Raw genomic sequence first — 23,491 nt, 5'->3', positions numbered from 1 at the left:
CCATTGACTATATTAAAAGAAACAGAATTAGGTGATATTTCCCTTTCTAATATCATGTTTGCTCAGGTGATATCGGAATGTTTTAAAAGTGAAATTTGTTCGGGTCGTGTTTTTCCTGCAACCAAAAAAGGACGACAGATTGGTAATGACCAGAAATACAGTATTAGCGAATTTGCGGGTCATATCGAGACTGAGAAAAGTTTTGACGGAGAAAGTGTGGATTTGGCGTTTTCGGTGATTGTTAAATTTGGAACCAGTATTCGCAGTCTGACCGATGCGCTGGGTGATGATATTGCAAATCAGCTTGAGAAGAAACTGGGGCAGAAGCCGAGACAGATTGTCATTCGTATTACTGGCGTAAAATCCAGACAAATTGCAAGAAGAAATTTAGAGGTAATTAAACGATATGCAGCTCACTGATAAAATAGATACTTTAAAAGGCATCGGTCCCAAAAAAGCGCAGAGCTTTGTCAAGGCAGGCATTCAAAACTTAGAAGATTTGCTATGCTTTTTTCCAAGAAAATACGAGGATAGAAGAGAAGTGATTCCGATGGAATCTTTGCAGACAGGCAAAGATGCGCTGGTCTGCGGCAAAATTCTTTCAAGACGCTATTCAGGAAATCCATACAAAAAAAATACGCCGTTGACCTTGCTGGTTGCCGATGAAACTGGCACTGTTGAAGTAGTCTTTTTTAATGGCAGATATATTGCGAATCTTTTCAATATCAATCAGGAATATACCTTTTACGGCAGGGTGACTGCTAATTATGACAGAATGCAGATGGTACACCCGGAATTCCACAAGAAAGGAGACCCTTCAGATGTTCGAGGGATTATTCCGGTCTATCCAATAATTTCCGGCATTTCTCAGAACGAAATCCGAAAACTGCAGAAGCAGATTTCGGTGCTTTACGAGAATATGACAGAATGGCTGCCAGAAGAAATTATTCAGGAAAACAGACTGGCAAGCGAAGCCTTTGCTCTGGAAAATATTCACTTTCCAAAGGATGCAAAACGTATGCTGCAAGGGAAGTTCAGACTGATTTTTGATGAACTTTTGACGCTGGAAACAGGTCTTTTCTATATTAAAAATGAAACTCGAAAGGACACCGGCGGTATCGTTATCGACGGCGGGAAGGCTGAGCCGTTTATCGAAAACCTGCCTTTTACGCTTACGGAGGGGCAGAAATCCGTTTGGGAAGATATGAAGAAAGATTTAGTTTCCGAGAAAGTAATGAACCGGCTGATACAGGGCGATGTAGGAAGCGGAAAAACCGTGGTGGCGGAGATGGCAATGTTTGCAGCAGCAAAATGCGGATTCCAAAGCGTTATGATGGCGCCGACGGAACTCCTTGCTAAGCAGCATTTACAGTCTCTGACGAAGGATTTTGCGCCTTACGGTATAGAAACAGGTCTTTTATGCAGTTCTATGAAAGCGGCAGAAAAGCGGTTGACGCTGGAAAAACTTTGCAGAGGAGAGATTCAGGTACTGGTTGGTACCCATGCGGTGATTCAGCCTGACGTAAAATTTAAAAATTTGGGCATGGTAATAACAGATGAGCAGCATAGATTTGGTGTTAATCAGAGAAGTTTACTGTCAAAAAAAGGGGAAAATCCTAATATTCTTGTCATGACAGCGACGCCGATTCCCAGAACGCTTGCGGTGATTCTTTATGGAGATTTGGACATTTCTCAGATTAGAACTATGCCGAAAGGACGAAAAGCCATCAAGACCACTCTGTTTCATGGCGATGAACGAGGCAGAGTCTACGGCTTTGTGAAAAAGCAGCTGGCAGCCGGCAAACAGGCTTATGTGGTGGCGCCTCTAATTGAAGAATCAGAGAAGGTGGACGCAAAATCTGCCGAGGAACTTCACACGGAACTTTCTGCCAAATTGAAGGGCTTTCAGGTGGCGCTTGTGCATGGCGCTATGAAACAGGAAGAAAAAGATTTCATTATGCAGGAATTTGCAAAGGGATATATTGATGTGCTGGTTTCTACAGTTGTTATCGAAGTCGGTATCAATGTGCCCAATGCTACGGTTATGGTCATCGAAAATGCAGAGCGTTTTGGACTTGCTCAGCTGCACCAGCTAAGGGGCAGAGTCGGCAGAGGTGACGATCAGTCTTATTGCTTCCTTATAAGCGGCTCTGACAGCGAAGTAGCAAAAGAGAGAAATCAGATTATGTGCAGCACGACTGACGGTTTTGAAATTGCAGAAGCGGATTTGCGGCTTAGAGGTCCGGGCGAGCTCTTTGGAACCAGACAACACGGACTTCCGGAAATGCACTTAAGCGACCTTGTGCGTCATGCAGATGTTTTGGAAAAAGCGAAAGACGCTGCGAAGAAAATCATTGACAGCGATCCGAATCTTGAGGCGGGCGAACTGCAAAAGCTGAAACAGCGCATACAGAAAATGTTCGGCGAGGACATAAAACTGGAACTGTAATTTATCCAAAAATTACAAGACATATAAATCTCCTGACGGGTTAAATTAATAACGTAAACAGGAGGTGAAAGATATGAATTTACAGCAGAAAACAAACAGTGCCAACGTAAAACCGGCATTAAACAACCTGAAAACTGAGGTTGCAAACGAACTGGGTCTGTCCAACTACGAACAGGCTGACAAGGGTAACATGACTGCAAGACAGAATGGTTATGTAGGTGGCTATATGACTAAGAAGCTTGTAGAAATGGCTGAACAGCAGTTAGCTGGAAAATAACGATTACGTTGTAACTCACACTGGAGAAGGGGCTATCTCAATTATTTTGAGATGGTCCTTTTTCGTTGCTTTTTCTTCTAATTGATAGAAACGTTTGCCCTGAGCGCGAAGTTGTGATATAATTTCATAGTTAACATGAAAAGTACCATTATGACTGATTGTAAAATCAGAAAGGATTACATATGAGAATTATCACCGGTGAATACAGGGGACGCAGACTTGAGTCGCCAATCGGCTACGATGTAAGGCCTACAACCGATAAAGTAAAAGAAGCGATTTTTAATCTTTTGATGAATGATATTTGGGACGCTGTGGTCGTGGATCTTTTTGCAGGAACAGGCAATCTGGGGCTTGAGGCGCTGTCTAGAGGTGCAAAGCGCTGCTATTTTTGCGACAATTCCAGAGAAAGCCTAAATTTGATAAAAGTAAATATTGCAAAGTGCACTGCCCAAGATAAATCCGTGGTTCTTGCTGGAGACTACAGCAAAGCCCTCGGCAGAATAAAAGAAAAGGTGCAGGTATTTTTAATCGATCCGCCTTACAAAGATGGTCTTTATGAAAAATGCCTGAATCAGATAGATGAACTTGATTTATTGGACGAAGAAGGTATAATAATAACAGAACACGGTGTTCATGACCCTGTGCCGCAGCAGGCAGGCAATCTAATAAAAGTAAAAGAAAAGAAATATGGCAAGATTATGGTAAGTATTTACAGACATGCCGCTTTTGTAGAAGCTGTGCAAGCCAATGACGGGGAGGAACAGGCATAATGACAAAGAAAGCTTTGTATACGGGTTCCTTTGACCCGATGACAAACGGACATCTGGATATCATTACAAGAGCATCCAAGATGTTTGATGAGCTGGTAGTGGGAGTGATTGTAAATCCTAATAAGAATCCGCTTTTTACAAGAGAAGAGCGAGTTGCTATGATTAAGGAGGTGACCGCACAACTTGATAATGTCCGGGTGGATTCATTTGAAGGGCTTCTAGCGGATTATGTCAATAAAAATCAGTTTGATGCAGTGGTTAGAGGTCTTAGAGCAACATCAGACTTCGAGTATGAGATTCAGATGGCACAAATGAATGCCTGCCTTTTCGACAAAGGTATTGAATCGATATTTCTGATGACAAGTCCGAGGTATTCTTTTATCAGTTCCAGCATGATAAAGGAAGTAGTTTCGCTGAATGGATGTGTAGACGGATTGGTTCCGGAAATTATTTTGAAAAGGATAAAAGAAAAATACAGCAAGTAATTAGGAGGATTATATGACAGTATTAGAATTATTAGAAGAGATTGAAGATATCGTCGATACTGCCCCTGGTTTGCCGCTGACAGGCAAAATTATGGTAGACGCCAACGAGTTGTTGGAAATTGTGCGGGAAATCAGACTCAGTCTTCCTGATGATGTGCAGCAGGCTAAATGGGTAAAAGACGAAAAGGAAAGAATTCTCAGCGAAGCAAAATCCGAGTACGAAAAGGTAATCGTGGAAGCCAAGAAACAGGCAGATTATCTTGTAGAGCATGACGATATTACGCTTCGCGCTCAGAAGCTGGCAGAAGAAATCAGGATGCAGTCTGAGGAATACGCCAGGGTGCTGAAAATGCGTACTTATGACTACGTAGACAAAATGCTTTACGATATGCAGGGCAGAATGGAAGATTTGAATCTGAAATATTTCGGCGAGATGTATGCAAATCTTGAGAAGACCTTTGAGGAAATCGGCGGCGTGCTGCAGAGCAACCGTGATGAAATAAAATCGATGGCCTATCGTACCCAGAAAGGAGAAGATGAGGTCATCCTGAGAAGCGAGCCGCAGGATGCGTAAGCAATTAAAAGTGAGCTAAAAGACGAACCCAATCAAGTTAAACGGAAGGGGTTCGTTTTTTATTGTCTGAAAGAACAAGGTTTCCGGGCAACCACCTGAAGTTTTGCTTCGCGGAAGGGAGGGGATCTTGTTTAGCTTTCGTTTTCATTAGTCTCTGAAGGCTTTATAAGAATTTCCTTTGCTCTTTGCAGGATGGAAATATCTTCTAGAATCAGCTTGGTTTGTTCACTGACAGGTTTATCCACGTATGGATTAAACATGCTTCTTACTCTGCAGATTGCGATGAACATGTAACCACCGCGAAAGGCAATCGCGATTTGTTCCCCGATGGCGTCAGAAAAAGTGATAATTTTTTCCATAAGCTGCGGGGTCAGAATATAGTAAGCGTTGTGCTCATCGGCAGCAAAAATTTGAAATTTCTTATTGAAAAGGGCATTGTCAGTTTCGATTTTGTGTTCCGCAGTCCAGCCTTTGATGTTGGAAAGAAATTCTTTCTGGAAAATTTGCAGATGACCGTCGCTTTCTTTTAAGCCATACTGTTTGAAGCCCAACACCTGACCGCTGAAGATTTCTTCAATACGGTTCTTTTTATTTCTGTGTACGATTCGTTTCGTGGTGACATCGCTGAACTTGAAGGGAATGCCTTCGTAATTACCCATGAGTAAATCTTCGCTCTCATAGTATTTTTTGTCGCCGCAGGCAACTACAGCCGCATTTCTGATTTCGTCCCAATCAAAGCCAGCTTTTTGCACATATCGAAGGTCGGAAAAGCCTGCTTGCGTCTTGATGAGAGGCAGCACATAACGGGTCTTAAAGGTCTCGTCAAAACAGTTATAGGCGCTTCTTGCAAGAACTATCCAAAAGAGTCCCAGTGCGCCGCAGGAAAGGACAGCAGAGCCGAATACGGATTCTAAAATGCGAAGGATTGTGCTGTCCTCTTCGCCTTCTAAAAACATGTAAAAGCAGGGAAGGGAGCCGAGAAGCACAAGAAGCGCCAGTATGTAGGTCGCATAAGTTCTGACTTTTGCTTTGCGCCGAAGTTTCTCAAGTGCTTCTTCTGAAATATGATTTTCGTGATTTTCCATCGTTTCACTCCTCAGTTAAAATTTACTGTAAATTGTTTCTTGGATTCCTCTACTTCGTAGAAGGACGCTGGCTTCATGCCGTGGATTTTTCCAATCCATAGGGTAGGTATGACGGACAGTGCCTGATTGTATAGCGAAGCATTGGCATTATAAAGTCTTCTTGCAGCCTGCAGGTGCTCTTCCGCATCGAAAATGGATTTCTGAAAATGTTCCATGGAAATGCTGGAGTAAAGTACTGGATACTGCTCTGCAAGGGCATTGACGGAAGAACCGATACCGGAAAGATCCCTGTGAATACCAGACATCAGACCGATTTTCTTATTTAATAGATTTTGCCGCTTCATGTCCTTGCGAAGCGCCGCCATGCGGTTTGCATGACTGTCAATTTCTGTATTGATAGCGTCTAAGGCTTCTTCTGACAGATGTTCTTGTCTGTCCAGTTTTCTTTCTTCTAAGGCGGTACCTTGCCGCAAAGACGTGATATCTTTATAAAGTTCGCGCTCGTGGTTTAAATATTTTTTGACTGCTTCGATTTCTTCGTTCAAAAGATCGAAGCGTTTTTCCAGCGCCACGTCGATACCGGAGCTGCCTTCTTCAACCTTAACACGGAGCTTGCGCACCTTGTTAAAGCAGAGGATATAGCAGATGAAAAGCAGGACTATGACGCCTATGATGATATAAAGTTCCATTTTTACCCTCCTGAAAAAAGTTGATAAGATATTATATCATAAAAGGAAGCCGGCGAGAATACTCTCTACTATGGGTTTTAAATTTTTTGAGAAAAATAGAATTGTAATAGGAAGCGCAGTGCTGTGCTGTGTAATTATGGTTATGAATCCGGAGGTTACTGCGGCAGCGTCAAAGGAGGCAATTAATCTGTGGCTTAACTCCGTGGTTCCAATGCTGCTGCCGTTTTTTATTGCGGCAAATTTTTTGAAGCATACCGGCGTTGTAAATCGAATTTCACCCAGTGTTTATCCTTTTGTTATGGGCGTTTTATCTGGATATCCTATGGGCGCAAGGGTAGCAGGGGATTATTACAGAGAAGGTATGATTGACGACAGGCAGCTTTACAGAATTTTAAGCTACAGCATGATTACAGGTCCAGCCTTTCTTATCGGTGCTGTGGGAGTGGAGTTTCTCCATTCTCACGGGCTGGGCGTGCTCCTTGCGGTATGTCACTATGTCAGTGCTCTGATAAACAGTCTGTTTTATGGAGGGCTTACTGGAAAGGCGAGTACGCCAAGGCGGAAAGCATTTATTAGACAGGACACTTACTATAATATTCTGACCGACGCTATCATTGACAGCTTTCGGGCAATTGCTATTATCCTGGCTTATATTATCCTTTTTATGATTGGTACTGATTTGCTCCAGTTTTCCGGGGTACTGAGCTTTCTGCCGACTGCCGAGGCTGCAGCTTTAGTCAAGGGGTTTCTTGAAATGACGGTGGGCTGTAACAGTCTTGCCATGTGTCAGTGTGCACCGCTTGTCAAAACTACGCTGGCGGCTTTTGTGGTGACTTTTGGAGGACTTTCCGTCATGGGGCAGTCTATGAGCATGCTCCGCAGCTGCAATGTAACATTTCGCCAGTTGTTTGTGATGAAACTAAGTCATGGCGTGATTTGTGCAATCCTGACTTTTGCTTTGGGAAGTTTTGTGGTATACTAAAAGTATATTGAAAAGACTAAGAGGTAAACGTAATGAAAAGTTTAGGAATCATTGCAGAATTCAACCCATTTCACCAGGGACATCAGTATCTGATAGAAAAAGCCATGAAGGATACCGGTTCAGATATATGTGTAGCAGTCATGAGCGGAAATTTTGTGCAACGGGGCACACCGGCGGTTGCTGACAAGTGGAGCCGTGCAGAGAATGCTGTCAAAAATGGTGTTAATTTGGTTGTTGAACTTCCCACTGTCTTTGCAGGTAACAGCGCAGAATATTTTGCAGAAGGTGGCGTAGGGATTCTGGAGGGCTTTGGCTGTATTGACACTATTGCATTCGGCAGTGAAAGCGGAGATCTTTCAGCTCTGCTTGAGGCGGCAGAGCTTTTAAATACGCATCATGAGGAGATTCACGAGAAGATTCAGATGTTGACAAAACAGGGACATTCCTATCCTAAAGCGAGACAGCTTGCGGTGCAGGAGCTTTGTCCGGAGTTTGACGAGAATCTGATTAAGGAGCCCAATAATATTCTGGCAATCGAATATCTGAAACAGATTAAGACGATGGAGCCATATACGCTGAAACGCAGAGGTTATGGATATCATCAGTCTGCCACTTTAATCAGAGAAGAAATGAGAGAGGAAAATCCTGAGAAATTTCAGCGAATTGACCGTTCCTACTGGGAACTTGTTGGCGCCAAGATTCTGCAAAGTGACAGCAAGCGCCTTGAGGAAATTTTTTCAGCAGGTGAAGGACTGGGCAACAAGCTGAAAAATGAGATTCGGTATGTATCTTCTACGGAGCAGCTCATCGAGCGAATTAAGTCCAAGGTCTATACCTACAGCCGCGTGTCGAGGTTATTGACGCAGATTCTGCTGGACATTGACGAACAGGCGGTGCTGGGCAGTGCCAAGTACATCAGAATTTTAGCGTTGGATGATATAGGTGCGAAGTTTCTCAAAGAGGTCAAAAAAAAGGAATGTGCAATTCTGCCGATTCTGACCAATATCAATAAAGAATTGAAAGACTGTCCGCAGATAGCAGATACGCTAGATAAGGACATTCTGGCTACGGACATGTATAACATTATCACAAAAAGCGATTTGTATGATTACTCGGATTATATTATGAAACCATATATCGAAATCTAAATTTTCCTTGATTTTGGAATGTTTTAGGTGTATAATTTTTGGAGCGATTATACAACAAGAGAAACACGGAGGATTGGAATGAAAGTATTAGTAATTAACTGTGGTAGTTCTTCATTAAAATACCAGGTATTAGACATGACAAACGAGTCTCTGCTGGCAAAGGGGCTGGTTGAGAGAATTGGCATGGATGGTTCTGTTATTACACATGAGAAAATCGGAATGGACAAGGTTAAGACCGAAGTCCCTATGAACGATCACAAAGACGCAATTAAGCAGGTTCTGGACGCAATTCAGAGCCCAGAATACGGTGTTATTGCATCTATGGATGAAATCGGTGCAGTAGGACACAGAGTTGTACATGCAGGCGAAAAGTTTGCTGATTCTGTTATCATCGATGATGCTGTTATCGCAGCACTAGAAGAGTGTGTAGAATTAGCGCCGCTGCACAACACACCGAACTTATACGGCATTGCTGCATGCAAAGAGTTAATGCCAAATACACCGATGGTAGGTGTATTTGACACAGCATTCCATCAGACTATGCCGCCAGAAGCATATTTATATGCAATTCCTTATGAATACTATGAAAAGCATGGTATCAGAAGATATGGTTTCCACGGAACCTCTCACAAATACGTAGCACAGAGAGCAGCTTCTATGTTGAACGTAAATATCAACGACCTGAAGCTGATCACATGCCACCTGGGCAACGGCGCATCTGTATCTGCAATCAAACACGGCAGATGTATCGATACTTCTATGGGATTTACTCCACTGGAAGGTCTGGTAATGGGTACTCGCTGCGGAGACATTGACCCAGCTATCGTAACTTATATCAGACAGAAAGAAAACCTGCCGCAGGGTGTTACCAACGAAATCCTGAACAAGAAATCCGGTGTACTGGGTATTTCCGGTGTTTCCAGCGATTTCAGAGATTTGGAGGACGCAGTTGCAGAAGGAAACGAAAGAGCAGCATTAGCACTGAAAGTATTCGCTAGAAAAGTGAGATTCTACATTGGTGCTTACATTGCTGAAATGAACGGTGTAGATGCAATTGTATTTACTGCAGGCGTTGGTGAAAACGACGTGAATATGAGAGAATTAATCTGTACAGATTTAGGAAATCTGGGAATTAAACTTGACATCATCAAGAATAAGGTAAGAGGAAAAGAAACCATCGTTTCTACAGAAGACTCTAAAGTAAAACTCTTGTTGATTCCGACTAACGAAGAATTGATGATTGCAAGAGACACCTACAATCTTACAAAGAAATATGCAAAATAATGTTGACATCTAAAGCGTTTAAGTATATACTTTAGGAGTTGACGAAAATTATTTGTTTAGCATAGAACCAGAAGAACGAGGAGGTGTAGACAATGGCAGTTCCAAAGAGGAAAACATCTAAAGCTAGAAGAGACAAGAGAAGATCCCCGAACATGAAGAAAGCATTACCAGGACTTTCTATTTGTCCGCAGTGTCACGAGCCGAAACTTCCGCACAGAGTATGCCCGAATTGCAATTACTATGATGGCAAAGAAGTCGTAGCTGAAGCTTAAGATTCATAACGTGTTTAAAAGAGCAGTTTTTGACTGCTCTTTTTTATTAAAAAGTTTCGAAGCTCTGAGAGATTTTATGCAAAGTGTGTAGGCGCTTTTTTAATGTACAGAGGATACTATTTTACCTTTAACCCATATTTTGCCATCTCGTCATAGAGTTGATAGAGGGTTTGGTTGGAAGGCTCGCACATTGGCAGCCGATACTCTTTTTCAATTTTGCCCATCATATGCAGCGCTGCCTTAACAGGAATTGGATTTACCTCTGCAAACAGAGCACGAATCAGAGGCACCATTTTCAGCTGCAACTTCGCAGCAGATTTATATCTGCCTTTTAGAAAGTCTTCAGTCATTTGATGATAGTCTTTTGGAATGATGTTTGCGACTGTGGAAATACAGCCGACACCACCTATAGACATGATTGGAATGGTCTGGTCGTCGTTGCCGGAGTATAGGTCGAAGTTTTTTCCACACAAAGCTGCAATTCGGCAAATTTGGGATATATCACCGCTGGCTTCTTTGATACCGACAATATTAGGGTGCTTGCTCAGTTCTTTTACGGTTTCTGGTTCGATATTGAGACCGGTGCGGCTTTTTACAGAGTAGAGGATGATTGGAAGATCAGTGTAGTCGGCAATCATATTATAGTGGGAAATCAGACCTTTTTGGGTTGCTTTATTATAGTAAGGTGTTACGACTAAAAGTCCGTCTGCACCAGCGTACTGTATTTCTTTAGCTAAGTACATGGAATGGGATGTATCATTTGTACCTGCGCCGGCAATAACAGGAATGCGGCCACAGACTTTCTGTACTGTAAATTCAATGACGGAAAGTTTTTCAACAGCACTTAAGGTGGAGGCTTCACCAGTAGTGCCGCAGGAGATGATGGCGTCAGTACCTTCTTCTATATGCCATTCGATGAGGCGTTCTAAGGCATCGTAATCAATTCTGCCATCTTTAAAAGGCGTAACCAGGGCTACACCGGAACCTTTAAATATTGACATAGGAGTACTCCTTTCTTTTTTTCTTTATCATATTCTTTCAATCTGGAAAATGTTAATTAAAAAAATATTGTAAAAAAACTTGCAATTAAAAAATAGATATGCTAATGTAATAGCGAATTCAATAAGATGATGCTTCCTATACCCCCGGGTATAGGGTTATGAGCGTTGGACTTCATTCTGCTAGGGCCGCTTTATTGCGGAGGATGAAGTTCAGCGCTCTTTTTCTTAAGGCGTTATCGCAAATATGTTCCGGAATACCAAATAAATAAAGAGGTGAAAGACATGTATCATATCAAAGTGCTTAGTAAAGAGGATATCAGGCAGGTCATAGAAATACAGCCTGTGATTGACTGTATGGACGACTTAATTGCAGTTTCAGAGAAATCTATTGCGAGGGCTGTTGCTTTTATGGCAATGGAAGAAAAAATTGTTGCTGAAGCTGGAAGCTGTACTACTGTTGCTGCAGTTCAGAACTATAGGGAGAGAATCGGCGGTAAAAATGTAGCATTGATTATTTCCGGAGGAAATATCGATGGTCGTCTGCTTCTCGAACTAATGGAGCGGAAAAATGATTCTTCTGGTATTTGTTGCGTGAATCATTCTGCATAAAATGTATAATAGAATCAAAAACTGCCGATATCAAGAACCTGAATTGTATCGGCAGTTTTTGATTATACTTTTTCTGACTTTTCGTGTTGAAAACACAAGGAATAAATGGTAAAATAATATGATACAATTTGCTAAAGAAGAAAATTTTAAGATAGAAAGAGGTAGTACTTATGAGACAGCTAGAGAAGAAACTGAAAGTCGGCATTTTAGGCGGTACTGGAATGGTTGGGCAGAGATTTATTTCTCTTCTTGAGAATCATCCTTGGTTTGAGGTAACCACCATTGCTGCCAGCGCAAGAAGTGCAGGCAAAACATACGAAGAAGCAGTAGGAGCAAGATGGAAGATGACAACACCTATGCCGGATGCAGTAAAGAACATTAAGGTAATGGATGTCAGTGATGTGGAGGCTGTAGCTTCTGGCGTGGACTTTGTGTTCAGTGCAGTTGATATGTCTAAAGATGAGATTAAGGCAATTGAAGAAGCCTATGCAAAGACTGAAACACCGGTTGTTTCTAATAACAGCGCGCATAGATGGACACCGGATGTGCCGATGGTTGTACCGGAAATCAATATTGATCATTTTGATGTAATTAAATATCAGAAGGAAAGACTGGGCACTAAGAACGGTTTTATTGCAGTAAAGCCGAATTGTTCCATTCAGGGTTATGTGCCTGCACTTGCTGCATGGGCTGAATTTGAGCCTTATGAGGTAGTTGTTACCACTTATCAGGCAATTTCCGGCGCTGGAAAGACCTTTGCAGACTGGCCGGAGATGGTAGAAAATATCATTCCGTATATCGGAGGAGAAGAAGAAAAGAGTGAACAGGAACCTCTGCGTATTTTGGGGTATGTGGACGATACAGCCGGTGTGATTGCTAAGGCACAGGAGCCTGTTATCACTTGCCAGTGCGTCAGAGTGCCGGTGCTGGACGGTCATACGGCAGCTGTGTTTGTCAAATTCCGCAAGAAACCGACCAAAGAACAGCTCATCGAAAAGCTGCAGAATTTCAAGGGATTTCCGCAGGAAGCGGACCTTCCAAATGCGCCGAAGCAGTTTATTCACTATATGGAAGAAGAAAACAGACCGCAGGTTAAGCTAGATGTGGACTGCGAGAAGGGATTTGGAGTATCAATCGGCAGACTCAGAGAAGATACAGTCTATGACTTTAAGTTTATCGGTCTTGCGCACAATACTGTCAGAGGCGCAGCAGGCGGCGCGGTTCTGTGTGCAGAAGCGTTAACTGAAAAAGGCTTTATCAAAAGCAAATAGGGGGTAAATGAGATTGGGATATTTTGAAGCAGTCGTATTAGGCTTATTGCAGGGGCTTGCAGAGTTTCTGCCAATCAGCAGTTCCGGACATCTTGCCTTGGCGCAGAGTCTGTTCGGTGTGGAAGCAGACAAAGTGTTGCTCTTTGCAGTTTTACTGCACCTGGGTACTCTGATTGCGGTCTTTGTCGTATATTGGAAAGATATTTGGGAACTAATCGTAGAACTTTGCGTAACTATTAAGGACTTGTGCACCGGCAAGGGACTTCGTCTCGAAGAAAGACCGGTTCGCAAACTCGGCGTAATGATTATTGTAGCAACCATTCCTACGGCGGTCATCGGACTTTTGTTCAACGACTTTTTCGAAGGGCTTTACTCCTCCATGGTAGCCGTAGGCATAGGTTTTTTGATTACCGGTGTGCTCATGTTCCTTGCGGAAAAAATGGGCTCTGCCAACCGTGACATCAGAAAGATGAACTGCAGAAATGCACTGTTTATCGGTGTACTGCAGGGCATTGCCATTTATCCCGGCATATCCCGTTCCGGATCTACGCTGGTAGGCGGTTTGACCACAGGACTGAAGAGAGAGTTTGCAGTAAAGTTTGCATTTCTTATCTCTATTCCGTCCATTTTGGGCTCTGTAGTGTTAGAAGCACCGAAGGCATTGGAAGGTGATTTGGACACAGCCCTTTTGGGACCGATTCTGGCGGGCATGCTGGTAGCAGCAGTTTCGGGCTATTTTGCCATTAAAACGATGATTCGTATCGTATCTAACAAAAAGTTGAGCTATTTCTCTTATTATGTGTGGATTTTAGGTCTATGCACAATCGGCTACGGACTTTTCTTCGCATAAATTCGAATTTGCGGCTCACATTGACAAATTAGACAAAACGCATGGGGGAAGAAACGTGGCGCAGGCTAAAAAAAAGAAAACAACAAAGAAAAAATCTGAAAGTCCGGCAAAGAGCAAAGCCAAGGCTGAAATAAGACAAATGCAGGAGAAGAGAAAGGCTGACCAGCGTGTTATCGACGTGATTTGGGGCGTAATCTTTATTGCAATCGGTATTTTTCTCTTTGCGGCGGAACAGTTTCATGCGGCAGGAAATCTGGGCAATTCCATAGGAGACGCATTAAAGGGAATTTTTGGTCTTGTGGGATTTATCGTGCCGTGGTATCTGGTGGCGCTGGGAATTATGCTCATTGTCAATAAGCTGACCCATATATCAGGGAAGTCATTTGCCCTGATATTTGTCATGCTTCTCATGCTGTGCATTCTTAACAGTGGTAGATTTATTGACAGTGAGATTTTGGCTTATGATTTAGGGAAGTTTTATGAGGACGGCGTCAGTCTCAAAGGCGGCGGCTTTTTTGGCATGGTTTTGGGAACCTTTCTGACAAAACTTGTCGGTAAGGTTGGACTTTTCATATTTTCTATCGTTGTCATTATTATTGGAATTCTCCTTGTTGCCAATACCCCGGTGTCCAGAGGAATTGAAAAGATTTCTGATAAAGCAGAAGAACGAAAGCTTTTGAAGGAAAAGGAGAAGGAGCAAGCCGCAGAGCAGACAGATCTCTTTGCGGAGAATGGACGTGATATCAATATTATTACGCCTTTTGACGACGCTGGATTACTGGGTAAAAATCCGGAAAAGAAAGAGAAAAAGAGTAAGAAAAACAATGTACTGAAATATATGACAGACAATAGTCTGTTTGGCAGGGACGAAAAAGAAGAATTGCCTAAGAAGGAAGAACCGGCGGTATTGAAGGAAACTCAGATTAGTTACGGTCTGGAAAGCAGCAGTACGCCTTCTGGATACGGACTGACTGGGGAAGTATCCTATAGCGGATACGGTCTTGACGGCAACGTTTTTCCGAAGGAAGAACCTGAAACGGGAATTTCCGAAAATAGCTTTGTCAAGGTTAGAGACGGAAAGAAATCCTATGGTCTTAGCGATATCAACGATGCGCCAAAGAAAAGCGCTCTCGAGGATGTCAGCGGCATTGCGGTGGTAGAAGAACCTGCAAAGCTTACGAAAAAAGAGGCAAGTTCCATTACACTGGATCCGTCGGAGATGTCTGCGGTACAAAAGCCTAAGGGCAAGTACAAAAAACCGTCTTCCGATTTGCTGAATAAGCCGAAGATTCAAAACAAAGGCAATATCAATATTGATTTGAAGATGAAAGCGGCAAAGCTGGAGGAAACACTGAAGAACTTTCATGTTGATGCAAGGGTTATTCAGGTGACTCAGGGACCTGCAGTAACCCGATATGAAATTCAGCCAAACGTAGGTGTAAAGGTTAACAGTATCGTAAGACTTGCTGACGACATTGCGCTGAACCTGGAGGCTAAGAGCATTCGTATTGAAGCGCCGATTCCGGGAAAAGCCGCAGTGGGAATAGAAGTGGAAAACGACAAAATCAATATGGTCACTTTGCGTGAGATTATTGACTCCAAGGAGTTTAAAGAAGCAAAATCTAAAATCACCTTTGCAGTGGGAAAGGACATTGCAGGAAAAGCCATTGTGGCAGACCTGAAGGGTATGCCGCATCTTTTGATTGCAGGTTCGACAGGTTCTGGTAAGAGTGTATGTATCAACAGCATTATCACTAGTATTTTATACAAGGCTGACCCTGACGAGGTGAAGCTGGTCTTAATTGACCCGAAGGTGGTAGAACTAGGCAACTACAATGGCATTCCGCACCTTTTGATTCCGGTGGTGACAGAGCCCGCAAAGGCTGCTGCAGCGCTGAACTGGGCTGTTGCTGAGATGACAGATAGGTATAAGAAGTTTGCGGAAAGCCAGGTTCGCGATTTAGAAAGCTATAACGAAACCATGCGGATGAACGGTGAGGAAGAGCAGGTAATGCCGCAGATTGTCATCATTATCGACGAGCTTGCCGATTTGATGATGGCTGCACCGTCTCAGGTGGAAGAATCCATCTGCCGTCTGGCTCAGATGGCAAGAGCTGCGGGCATGCACCTGATTGTAGCTACCCAAAGACCGTCTGTGGACATTATTACCGGTGTTATCAAGGCGAACATTCCCTCCAGAATTGCTTTTGCAGTATCCTCCCAGTTTGACTCAAGAACCATACTGGATATGGCTGGCGCCGAAAAGCTGGTTGGAAAGGGCGATATGCTCTTTAATCCGCTGGGCATGGGGAAACCGGTTAGAGTCCAGGGCACTTTTGTGTCTGACAGCGAGGTGCATGACGTCATTCAGCACGTAAAAGGACAAGTTGAAGACGTTGAATATGCTGGTGAGGTAATGAACACCATCGAAAAGGGAAATTTGCCGCAGGCAGGTGGAAAGGACGAGACGAGCGACGAGCTTTTACAGGAAGCAATCGAATGTGTCGTATCGGCAGGACAAGCTTCTGTATCCATGTTGCAGAGACGGTTCAGAATCGGCTATAATCGCGCTGCCAGAATTGTAGATATGATGGAAGCAAGAGGGATTGTAGGACCGCAGGACGGAAGCCGACCGAGGCAGGTGCTGCTGTCTGAAGACGAACTAAACGAAATGAAAAACGAAGTGGAGACTGAATGAGAATTTATATAGAAACCCTGGGCTGCCCTAAGAATTTCAATGATTCGCAGGTGGCAGCAGGCATATTGGAAAACGAGAATCATATTATTGTAAACGAACCGGAAGACGCAGATATCATCATGGTGAATACTTGTGGATTTATTAATGATGCTAAGACTGAGTCTATCGAAAAGATTTTGGAGATGGCGGAGTACAAGGCTGACGGCAAAAAACTGGTGGTTTCCGGCTGTCTGTCACAGCGCTATGCAGACGATCTTTACAAGGAAATGCCGGAGGTAGATTTGTTCGTCGGTGTCAACGAATACGAAAAATTGCCAGAACTTTTCTCGTCTCTTTCTACACGGGCTGTTGTTTGCAGCAACTGCGTTTCCGACGTACTGGAATCTCAGGCGCGAAAGCTTTCGGAGAATCCTTATACTGCGACCATAAAAATTGCAGAAGGGTGCAATAATATTTGTGCTTATTGCATTATCCCGAAAATTCGCGGCAAATATAGAAGTAAGAGAGAAGAGGACATTCTAAACGAAGCAGAGCAACTGGCTGCGGCTGGCTGCAAGGAACTGATTCTCATTGCACAGGATGTGACCTATTACGGCAAGGACCTTTACGGGGAGCTTCGTCTTGCCAAACTGTTGAAAAAGCTTTGCAAAATTGATGGAATTAAGTGGATTCGCCTCATGTACTGCTATGAGGACAGAATTACAGACGAGTTGATTAGGGTAATGGCAGAAGAAGAAAAAATCTGCAATTATTTAGATATTCCTATTCAGCATGGAAGCGACAGTGTTTTACGCGCCATGAACAGACGATCGACATCGGCATCTATCACAAACACCTTACAAAGACTCCGCACAGCAATTCCGGATATTCACATTAGAACGACGCTGATTGTAGGATTTCCGGGCGAAACCGAAGAAGATTATGAGACTCTAGTAGAGTTTATTGAAAAAGAAAAATTTGAGAGACTAGGAGTTTTTTCCTATTCGCAGGAGGAAAATACGCCGGCAGGCGAGATGGAAAATCAGGTTGATGAAGAAATCAAGGCAGAGCGCCTCGATGGAATCATGCGCAGGCAGATTGAGATTTCCCTGGAAAGCAATCAGGCAAAAGTCGGAAAGACGCTGGAAGTTTTGGTAGAAGAAATGGAGGAAGAAGGTAGTTTCATCGGCAGAACCCGCTATGATGCGCCGGAAATCGACAATGCAGTGATTTTTACATCTTCACAGAACCTTCTGCCGGGCGATATGGTAAAAGTTTTGATTCAAGATGCATTCGACTATGATTTAGTTGGAACGGAGGTTTAAGAATGAATTTACCGAACAAATTGACTGTGGGCAGAATTGTTGCTGTGCCGTTTTTCATTGCAGCATACATGATGGGATATAATCTCGTTGCCTTTGTACTGTTCATTGTAGCGTCTTTTACAGACATGTTAGATGGTAAAATTGCGAGAAAGTATCAACTGGTTACTAATTTTGGGAAGATCATGGATCCGCTGGCAGATAAGATTCTTGTTTATTCTGCCTTTTGCCTGATGGTAGAGGACGGGACAGTGCCGGGATGGATGCTGATTGTCATTTTGGCGAGAGAATTTGCTATCGCAGGTATGAGAACGGTAGCCGCGTCTGAAGGAACGGTCATTGCTGCTGGCATGAGTGGTAAAATCAAAACTGTTCTGCAGATGATTGCAGTGCCGCTTTTGCTTCTGACTTCTGCTCTTGGGAGTATGCCGCAGATTCAGGAGTACTGCGGGCTTGCAGGAGAAATATTCCTGTGGGGTTCCCTGATTATGACGGTATATTCCGGGATAGAATATATTTGGAAGAATAAAAGCGTGTTCTCTATGTAAACCAGTGAGAGTTACGCATAATCAAGATTTTGCATGGAAGTGGAGGAGCATGCGATGAGGACTGCAATTTTAAGTGTCGGAACGGAGATTCTCTTTGGTCAGATTACCAACACTAATACTGTATATCTTTCCCAGCAGTTAAATCTGCTGGGTTTTGACGTTATGTATCATTACACGGTGGGTGATAATTCTGGACGCCTTTCTGAGATGATTGAAATGGCTTTTCGCGATTGTGACCTGGTAATCACCACGGGAGGTCTTGGGCCGACAGAAGATGATTTGACAAAAGAGACAGCCTGCAGGGTTTTGCACGATGAACTGGTGCTTCATGAGCCAAGTATGGAGAGGCTGGTTGCCAGAGCAAAGGCATACGGAAAGCCGATGACTCCTAATAATTATAAGCAGGCGATGATGCCTAGCAGGGCAGAGGTGTTCAGCAACGAAGTGGGCAGTGCGCCAGGACTAGCCCTTTGCGAGGATGAAAAAATGATTATCTGTATGCCGGGACCGCCGCGGGAGATGACATGGATGTGGGAAAACAGAGTGCGTCCATACCTGGAAAAGCTGCAGACCGGCGTGATTTACTACAGAACCCTGCGCATGTTCGGCATTGGCGAATCACTGTTGGAAACCAAGCTTTTGGACTTGATTGATGCGCAGACGGATCCGACCCTTGCCACCTACGCAAAGGAAGGCGAGTGCAGCGTGAGAATCGCTTCCAAGCGTGCGACCTGCGAGGAAGCCGTAAAAGCCGTGGAAAATATGATTGCACAGGTTTCTGAAAAGGTGGGCGAGTATATTTACAGCGTTGACGATGAGGAATTGGCAGATGTGGTTGCAAAGAAACTTCTTGAACGAAATATTTCCGTTTCAGCTTGTGAATCCTGTACCGGAGGGCTTTTTTCCGGGGCGCTGACTGATACGCCCGGGATTTCAAAGGTCTTTGACCGGGGACTTGTGACTTATACCTACGGCGCAAAGATGGACGAGCTGGGCGTGAAAGAAGAAACGTTAGCAGCGTATACGGCGGAAAGCAGTCAGGTAGCGAAAGAAATGGCTGAGGGTCTTGCAAAAAAAACTGGCAGCAGACTCTGTATCTCTGTAACCGGCATTGCAGGACCAGGTGGCGGAACCCCTGAAAAACCAGTGGGGCTGATTTATATCGGCTGCGTTTTTGATGGTCATACAGAGGTAAAAGAAGTCAGAATGCGCAATGTGAGCCGCAAATGGAACCGGCATTACGCTGTGCTCAGCATGTTTGACATGATAAATAAGACGATTGACCAGACATGGAATTAAATTCAATTGTTGACATATAATGTAAAATATGTTATAGTGAGTATGAACGGACAGAGACTTAAGGAACAAATAAAATTTGTAAAAAATTTTTATGCAAAAAAGCCTTGACCGAAAGCAAATAATAGGGTATTATAATTTAAGAACAAACGTTCTTTATTGGAGGTAAAGTATGGCTACAGCAAAAGAACAAAAAAATGCAAAGAACCCGAAGAGTGAGAAAGAACAGAGAGAAGCGGCATTGCAGGACGCAATGGATCAGATTCAGAAACAATTCGGTCAGGGCGCTATTATGAAGCTTGGCGACAATACCAAGATGAACATAGAGACCATTTCGACAGGATCCATCAGTTTGGATTTGGCAACCGGCGTAGGCGGTGTGCCGAAGGGAAGAATCGTAGAAATCTACGGACCAGAATCTTCCGGTAAGACAACATTGACGCTACATATCGTTGCAGAAGCACAGAAGAAGGGCGGCAAGGCGGCATTTATTGACGCAGAACATGCGCTGGATCCTGTCTATGCAAAGAATTTGGGCGTTAAGATTGATGAGCTTTTAGTATCTCAGCCGGATACAGGAGAACAGGCACTGGAGATTTGTGATATGCTAGCACGCAGTGGTGCGCTGGATGTTATCGTAATCGACTCCGTTGCAGCGCTAGTTCCTAAAGCCGAAATCGAAGGCGACATGGGAGATAATCACGTGGGTCTTCATGCCAGACTGATGTCTCAGGCACTTAGAAAGATTGCAGGTAATGTAAACCGTTCTCACACTTGTGTGGTTTTCATCAACCAGCTCCGTGAGAAAATCGGGGTCATGTATGGAAGTCCGGAAGTTACCACAGGCGGACGCGCTCTTAAATTCTATTCTTCCATGCGTTTTGACGTCAGAAGGGTGGAAACTATAAAAAGCGGCGACCAGATGCTTGGAAACAGAACTAAGGTCAAGATTGTTAAGAACAAGGTTGCTCCGCCGTTTAAACAGGCAGAATTCGATATCATGTATGGAGAAGGCATTTCTAAGGCCGGAGATGTTCTGGACAGTGCAGTAGAATTGAAAATCATTGACAAGGCAGGCTCCTGGTACAGCTATGCCGGTGATAGAATCGGACAGGGGCGTGAGAATGTGAAGAAGTGGCTGCAGGAGAATCCAGACATGCTGGACAAAGTTCAGAATCAGCTTTTAGAAACACTGCAAGAACAGCAAGGGGAAGCAGCACCTGTATCTATGGATGGCATGATGGTTGATGAAGACGGTGTGGTAATCGAATAGTTTATTTACAGCAAGCGAAAGCTGTGCGGCATTTTTCCTTAAGAGAAAGACGCACAGCTTTTTGTGAATACTGTTTTTTATAATTCATTTTCATCATCATGTACTGGAGCATTAAAGTCGATATCTTGAATATCTATTTCATTATCAAAATAGTTGGTATCAGTGTCAACTGAAAAGTCATTATCAAAGAACCATTTATATGCGCGGTTACCTATAATTTTAGTTTCTGTAAAATCAAGACCTCCGCCGACAATAGCGCCAACGCCTGGAAGCATTTTTGTTAAATTAAAAATTCCTTTTGTTCCTGATTTTGTTATAAATCTAAATCCTACTTTTTGGTTTATTCTAGTTAAAACTCTACCGGGTATTTTTTTGATGAGTCCATTTGTTAATTTCATACCAAATTTTATGCCGGACTGCTTTAAAATATTATTAAGTGCAACGCCTGCAAGGCACGCATATACAAAAGTTTGTGTCTGGTCACTGTTCAATTCATAATCAGCCATATGGCTGTCATGGTAAAGTTTGAAAACCACCATTAGTACTTTTAAGCGATTTTTGCGAAAAAGGTACGAAAACCTGCAAATTATTTATATCCATTATATGAAAAATAAGGAATTTACTTCTGTATAATGAAAGGTTTGTACGAAAATGGAACCATAGAAAAGAAAAAAGAACGAAGACTTTCAATTCTATTTCGTTGTATTTGCTTAAAACCTTTTGGTTAGTATAAAGTGACTCTAATTTTTGATACCTTTTTTGCAGAAAAGCGGCATAGGTACGAAAATCCAATATTCGTAACCTTTCTAAGCAGGCTTTTCTCGTATTGACTTTACTATAAAAAATAGGTATACTAAAGTGACTTTAGGAAATTTGAGTAAGGAGAAACTATGGAAGCAATTACTTGTATAAAGGAAAGAAGAAGTATCAGAAAGTTTAAGCCAGAAGTTGTGGATCGCGAGGTTGTAAGAGAAATCGTAGAAGCTGCTTCTTTTGCGCCGTCTTGGAAAAATACACAGATTACAAGATATATTGTAGTTGAGGACGAGGCTGTAAAGGAAAAAATCGCTGATGAATGCGTATTAGGCTTTACTTACAATGCAAAGATTATCAAGAATACGCCGCAGCTTGTTGTTGCGACTTATATCAATGGGAGATCCGGCTTTGAGAAAGATGGTTCTTATACCACCGGAAAGGAAGACAGATGGCAGAATTTTGACACAGGTATCGCAGTGCAGACTTTCTGTCTGGCCGCCCATGATAAAGGAATCGGTACTGTAATTTTAGGTATCTTTGATGATGAAAAGGTTGCGGAAGCAATTAATCTGCCGGAGGGACAGACTGTTGCAGCATTAATTCCGATGGGATATCCGCTGGATGCGGAAGCACCGGCTGCTCCAAAGAGAAAAGAGGCAGACGAACTTGTCAGCTATCTGTAATAGAAAAGTTATAATATAGAAACAGACAACCACTGCACGGAAAGCCCTGTGCGGTGGTTTTGTTTTGCGGAAAAAATTTCTGGGTGCTATTGACATGGATGATTTTATGTGATATAAATATGATATCAAATTGATATCATAAAACCCAAAAGGGAGAAGAGGAGTAACGTTATGGAAAAAAAGACGAATTTTACACAGAAAGAGATTAAGCCAATCAACGGCATGGGTATGCTGATACTCATTACTTTGGGCATTTTGGCAGCCATTGCAATGATTGTAGTTGGCTGTATCAATCTTGGAGCAGTTGGAATTGCAATGATTATCGCAGGAGGACTGGGAACAATTATTCTTCCGATTTTATATGCGGGTCTTAGAGTAGTTGGGCCTAACGAGGCGCTGGTGTTGACTTTGTTTGGTAATTATCACGGTACGATTTTGAAGCAGGGTTTCTATTTTGTGAATCCGTTTTCTACTTATACCAATCCGACCTATACGAAAGAGATTGCTGCAGCAAAAGCAGAAGCCGAAACGCAGGCAAAGAACGGAAAGTTTTCGCTAGGTTCTATTAAAGTGAGTGCAAAGAAAACCGTTTCTTTGAAAGATAGCACCTTAAATAACGGGGTACAGAAGGTTAATGATGTGATGGGTAATCCGATTATCATTGGGGCAGTGGTAATTTGGAAAGTTGTAAATCCGACCAATGCAGTATTCAATGTAGAAGATTATGCCGAATTTTTGTCGATTCAGACCGATTCTACCATCAGAAATATTGCAAGAATGTATCCTTACGACAGCTTAAATACGGAAGATCATGAGCATGCTAACGAGAAAACGCTCAGAGGAAGTTCTCAGGAAATCGCAGATAACATGAAAGCGGAGCTGAACAATAAGGTGGCTTTTGCAGGACTTGAAATCGAGGAAGTTCGCATTACACATCTTTCCTATGCAGAAGAAATTGCGGCGGCAATGCTGAGAAGACAGCAGGCTGAGGCTGTGATTTCTGCAAGAGCGAAGATTGTTGACGGTGCAGTCAGCATGGTAAAGATGGCTATTGACAAATTAGGTGAGGAAGAAGTAGTATTTTTAGATGAGGAGAGAAAGGCAGCCATGGTATCCAATCTGATGGTAGTACTGTGCTCTGATAAGGATACGCAGCCTATTGTCAACAGCGGCAGTATCTACTAAGTTCA

Annotated in this window: 24 protein-coding genes; 20 read left to right on the top strand and 4 right to left on the bottom strand. The window is 43.0% G+C overall.

The window, feature by feature from the left end:
- The first annotated feature begins 3 nt into the window (after positions 1 to 3).
- From NFR88_RS07140 to NFR88_RS07115, 6 genes are all read left to right on the top strand, one after another.
- Complete coding sequence (locus tag NFR88_RS07140) at positions 4 to 420, top strand: Asp23/Gls24 family envelope stress response protein (protein WP_160201349.1); 417 nt, start codon at positions 4 to 6, stop codon at positions 418 to 420.
- Positions 407 to 2,449, top strand: a complete 2,043-nt coding sequence (gene recG / locus NFR88_RS07135) for an ATP-dependent DNA helicase RecG (RefSeq protein ID WP_160201350.1) — start codon at positions 407 to 409, stop codon at positions 2,447 to 2,449. Before NFR88_RS07140 ends, recG begins: the two co-directional genes overlap by 14 nt.
- A 73-nt stretch (positions 2,450 to 2,522) precedes the next feature.
- Positions 2,523 to 2,726, top strand: a complete 204-nt coding sequence (locus NFR88_RS07130) for an alpha/beta-type small acid-soluble spore protein (RefSeq protein ID WP_160201351.1) — start codon at positions 2,523 to 2,525, stop codon at positions 2,724 to 2,726.
- A 182-nt stretch (positions 2,727 to 2,908) separates the two neighbouring features.
- Complete coding sequence (gene rsmD / locus NFR88_RS07125; protein ID WP_160201352.1) at positions 2,909 to 3,496, top strand: 16S rRNA (guanine(966)-N(2))-methyltransferase RsmD; 588 nt, start codon at positions 2,909 to 2,911, stop codon at positions 3,494 to 3,496.
- Complete coding sequence (gene coaD, locus NFR88_RS07120; protein ID WP_160201353.1) at positions 3,496 to 3,981, top strand: pantetheine-phosphate adenylyltransferase; 486 nt, start codon at positions 3,496 to 3,498, stop codon at positions 3,979 to 3,981. Before rsmD ends, coaD begins: the two co-directional genes overlap by 1 nt.
- 13 nt (positions 3,982 to 3,994) lie before the next feature.
- Positions 3,995 to 4,555 (top strand): hypothetical protein, encoded by a 561-nt coding sequence (locus NFR88_RS07115; RefSeq protein WP_160201354.1) that lies wholly within the window; start codon positions 3,995 to 3,997, stop codon positions 4,553 to 4,555.
- A gap of 131 nt (positions 4,556 to 4,686) precedes the next feature.
- Here the strand turns inward: NFR88_RS07115 and NFR88_RS07110 are convergent, their stop codons facing one another.
- Both NFR88_RS07110 and NFR88_RS07105 read right to left on the bottom strand, forming a co-directional pair.
- On the bottom strand, positions 4,687 to 5,640 hold the full coding sequence (locus NFR88_RS07110; protein ID WP_251614501.1) for a DUF3137 domain-containing protein: 954 nt from the start codon (positions 5,638 to 5,640) through the stop codon (positions 4,687 to 4,689).
- Positions 5,641 to 5,651: 11 nt separating this feature from the next.
- On the bottom strand, positions 5,652 to 6,329 hold the full coding sequence (locus tag NFR88_RS07105; protein WP_160201356.1) for a LemA family protein: 678 nt from the start codon (positions 6,327 to 6,329) through the stop codon (positions 5,652 to 5,654).
- 70 nt (positions 6,330 to 6,399) lie between these two features.
- Here NFR88_RS07105 and NFR88_RS07100 point away from each other — a divergent pair, with 70 nt between their 5' ends.
- The 4 genes from NFR88_RS07100 (at position 6,400) to rpmF (ending at position 10,015) form a co-directional block, all read left to right on the top strand.
- Entirely contained in the window at positions 6,400 to 7,311 is a 912-nt protein-coding gene (locus NFR88_RS07100) for a hypothetical protein (RefSeq protein ID WP_251614498.1), read from the top strand.
- A gap of 32 nt (positions 7,312 to 7,343) precedes the next feature.
- Complete coding sequence (locus NFR88_RS07095) at positions 7,344 to 8,459, top strand: tRNA(Met) cytidine acetate ligase (protein WP_161908453.1); 1,116 nt, start codon at positions 7,344 to 7,346, stop codon at positions 8,457 to 8,459.
- 78 nt (positions 8,460 to 8,537) lie between these two features.
- A complete protein-coding gene (locus NFR88_RS07090; protein WP_160201359.1) occupies positions 8,538 to 9,743 on the top strand; it encodes an acetate/propionate family kinase in 1,206 nt (401 codons plus the stop codon).
- 92 nt (positions 9,744 to 9,835) lie between these two features.
- Positions 9,836 to 10,015: a 50S ribosomal protein L32 gene (rpmF, locus tag NFR88_RS07085; protein ID WP_160201360.1), complete on the top strand. Its 180-nt coding sequence runs from the start codon at positions 9,836 to 9,838 to the stop codon at positions 10,013 to 10,015.
- Between the two features lie 116 nt (positions 10,016 to 10,131).
- Here the strand turns inward: rpmF and dapA are convergent, their stop codons facing one another.
- Entirely contained in the window at positions 10,132 to 11,016 is an 885-nt protein-coding gene (gene dapA, locus NFR88_RS07080; RefSeq protein ID WP_251614495.1) for a 4-hydroxy-tetrahydrodipicolinate synthase, read from the bottom strand.
- A gap of 282 nt (positions 11,017 to 11,298) precedes the next feature.
- Here dapA and NFR88_RS07075 point away from each other — a divergent pair, with 282 nt between their 5' ends.
- The 8 genes from NFR88_RS07075 to recA all read left to right on the top strand — a co-directional run bounded on the left by NFR88_RS07075 (position 11,299) and on the right by recA (position 20,862).
- Positions 11,299 to 11,625, top strand: coding sequence for a PALP domain-containing protein (locus NFR88_RS07075; RefSeq protein WP_251614493.1), 327 nt, complete (start codon positions 11,299 to 11,301; stop codon positions 11,623 to 11,625).
- Positions 11,626 to 11,795: 170 nt separating this feature from the next.
- Positions 11,796 to 12,896: an aspartate-semialdehyde dehydrogenase gene (asd, locus tag NFR88_RS07070; RefSeq protein WP_251614491.1), complete on the top strand. Its 1,101-nt coding sequence runs from the start codon at positions 11,796 to 11,798 to the stop codon at positions 12,894 to 12,896.
- Between the two features lie 7 nt (positions 12,897 to 12,903).
- Complete coding sequence (locus NFR88_RS07065) at positions 12,904 to 13,746, top strand: undecaprenyl-diphosphate phosphatase (protein WP_251614489.1); 843 nt, start codon at positions 12,904 to 12,906, stop codon at positions 13,744 to 13,746.
- 55 nt (positions 13,747 to 13,801) lie between these two features.
- Complete coding sequence (locus NFR88_RS15050; protein ID WP_285813819.1) at positions 13,802 to 16,444, top strand: FtsK/SpoIIIE family DNA translocase; 2,643 nt, start codon at positions 13,802 to 13,804, stop codon at positions 16,442 to 16,444.
- Positions 16,441 to 17,748: a 30S ribosomal protein S12 methylthiotransferase RimO gene (rimO, locus tag NFR88_RS07050; protein ID WP_161908460.1), complete on the top strand. Its 1,308-nt coding sequence runs from the start codon at positions 16,441 to 16,443 to the stop codon at positions 17,746 to 17,748. Before NFR88_RS15050 ends, rimO begins: the two co-directional genes overlap by 4 nt.
- 2 nt (positions 17,749 to 17,750) lie before the next feature.
- Positions 17,751 to 18,293: a CDP-diacylglycerol--glycerol-3-phosphate 3-phosphatidyltransferase gene (pgsA, locus tag NFR88_RS07045; RefSeq protein ID WP_160201367.1), complete on the top strand. Its 543-nt coding sequence runs from the start codon at positions 17,751 to 17,753 to the stop codon at positions 18,291 to 18,293.
- Positions 18,294 to 18,347: 54 nt separating this feature from the next.
- The gene (locus NFR88_RS07040) at positions 18,348 to 19,592 is read left to right on the top strand and encodes a competence/damage-inducible protein A (RefSeq protein ID WP_161908461.1); all 1,245 of its coding nucleotides are present in this window, start codon (positions 18,348 to 18,350) and stop codon (positions 19,590 to 19,592) included.
- Positions 19,593 to 19,761: 169 nt separating this feature from the next.
- Positions 19,762 to 20,862 (top strand): recombinase RecA, encoded by a 1,101-nt coding sequence (gene recA, locus NFR88_RS07035; RefSeq protein ID WP_160201369.1) that lies wholly within the window; start codon positions 19,762 to 19,764, stop codon positions 20,860 to 20,862.
- Positions 20,863 to 20,939: 77 nt separating this feature from the next.
- Here the strand turns inward: recA and NFR88_RS07030 are convergent, their stop codons facing one another.
- Positions 20,940 to 21,368, bottom strand: coding sequence for a hypothetical protein (locus tag NFR88_RS07030; protein WP_251614487.1), 429 nt, complete (start codon positions 21,366 to 21,368; stop codon positions 20,940 to 20,942).
- Between the two features lie 384 nt (positions 21,369 to 21,752).
- Here NFR88_RS07030 and NFR88_RS07025 point away from each other — a divergent pair, with 384 nt between their 5' ends.
- Together NFR88_RS07025 and NFR88_RS07020 are read left to right on the top strand one after the other, a co-directional pair.
- Positions 21,753 to 22,301: a nitroreductase family protein gene (locus NFR88_RS07025; RefSeq protein ID WP_251614485.1), complete on the top strand. Its 549-nt coding sequence runs from the start codon at positions 21,753 to 21,755 to the stop codon at positions 22,299 to 22,301.
- Positions 22,302 to 22,472: 171 nt separating this feature from the next.
- Entirely contained in the window at positions 22,473 to 23,486 is a 1,014-nt protein-coding gene (locus NFR88_RS07020) for an SPFH domain-containing protein (protein WP_251614483.1), read from the top strand.
- Positions 23,487 to 23,491 lie beyond the last annotated feature (5 nt).

Origin of the sequence: Senimuribacter intestinalis, assembly GCF_943192965.1 — a bacterium.
Lineage (GTDB): Bacteria > Bacillota > Clostridia > Peptostreptococcales > Anaerovoracaceae > Senimuribacter > Senimuribacter intestinalis.
The sequence above is the reverse complement of the archived record's forward strand: the minus strand, read 5'-3'. Positions and strand labels throughout refer to the sequence as shown.